This is a genomic window from Lyngbya aestuarii BL J (assembly GCF_000478195.2).
Lineage (GTDB): Bacteria > Cyanobacteriota > Cyanobacteriia > Cyanobacteriales > Microcoleaceae > Capilliphycus > Capilliphycus aestuarii.
In genome coordinates this window covers 1-1353 of record NZ_AUZM01000214.1, presented here as the reverse complement: position 1 = coordinate 1353, position 1353 = coordinate 1, and the positions used below count along the sequence as shown (strand labels likewise).

General features: G+C 38.8%; 2 protein-coding genes. One reads left to right on the top strand and one right to left on the bottom strand.

The window, feature by feature from the left end:
• Positions 1-726 (top strand): diguanylate cyclase (locus tag M595_RS27605; protein WP_040484780.1); only part of this gene is annotated, 726 nt, incomplete at its 5' end.
• Between the two features lie 14 nt (positions 727-740).
• Here M595_RS27605 and cbiT read toward each other — a convergent pair.
• Positions 741-1353 (bottom strand): precorrin-6Y C5,15-methyltransferase (decarboxylating) subunit CbiT (cbiT, locus tag M595_RS27600; RefSeq protein WP_023069860.1); only part of this gene is annotated, 613 nt, incomplete at its 5' end.

The window sequence follows — 1353 nt, the reverse complement described above, 5'->3', positions numbered from 1 at the left end:
GCTCTTCCGATCTTAGGATTAAAAGCAGCTTTTGCAGTACCCATGATGTTTGGTAACAATTTTTTAGCCGTGTTGGTCTTTTTTAAAAAAGAGGCAATATTAGCCAATCCTCATGTGATCAAACTGGTGAGTGGAGTGGCGGCGCAACTGGGGGCTTTAGTTCTACAGAAAAAAGCAGAAGAAGCCTTACGAACTGCTTACATAGAATTAGAACGTTTAGCTAAAATTGATGGTCTGACTCAAATTGCTAATCGTCGTTATTTTGATGAATATTTGGAACGAGAATGGAAACGACTCGCTCGTGAAAAACAACCTTTATCTCTAATTTTATGTGATGTCGATTGTTTCAAACTTTATAATGATTTTTATGGACATCCAGCCGGCGATAATTGTTTAAAAGAAATTGCTCAAGCGATTTCCCGAGCAGCAAGGCGTCCGGCGGATTTAGTCGCTCGTTATGGTGGCGAAGAATTTGTGATTGTTTTACCCAATACTACATTAATTGGAGGTTTAAAAGTTGCAAATTTAATCCGCCAAGCAGTTAAAAAGCTCAAAATTCTTCATGCAAAATCTACTGTAGATTCTTTTGTAACCGTGAGTTTAGGAGTTTCCACTACCATTCCTCATTTAGAGCTTTCCCCCAAAACTTTAATTCGAGTTGCTGATGAAGCTCTTTATAAAGCTAAAAATAAAGGTCGTAATTGTGCAATTGCAACATCATTATAAAACGCTCTAAATCTTTAAAGATTAGGGAGATGATGAATAGTGATAATCGTCACCGGATTTAAAGGAGAAAATCGAGTTAAATTGCTAATCGGAACTGAACGGGATAACTGAACTTGTAACAACTGATAGCGCCAAGTAGGTTCAACTCTAATTCGTTCTTCTAACCAACTGAGGGCTAAATTCAAATGTTCTAATGTCGCCAAAGCTAAAACAATGACTCCTCCTGAAATTAGCCGCAGACTAGATAACCCTAAAATTTCCTCTAAGTTTCCTCCACTTCCGCCAATAAAAATCCGGTGAGGGGCGCGTAAACGATGCAAAATAGCAGGTGCTTCCCCATGAATTGAAATCACATTATGAGTTTTAAATCGTTCTCTATTCTGCTCAATTAATGCTGTTCCGGCGGCAGTTTTTTCCACCGAATATAGCGTAGAACTCGGAAATAAACGCGCAATTTCTATCGAAACTGAACCTGTTCCCGCCCCAATATCCCAAATAATTTGCTCCGGTTGTAATGCTAGTTCTCCTAATATTAACGTTCTCACTTCTCGTTTGGTCATTAGCCCAGGGCGATCGCTAAAACTACAAAACAAAGAGTCTGGTATTCCTAAAAACGGAACTTGAGAT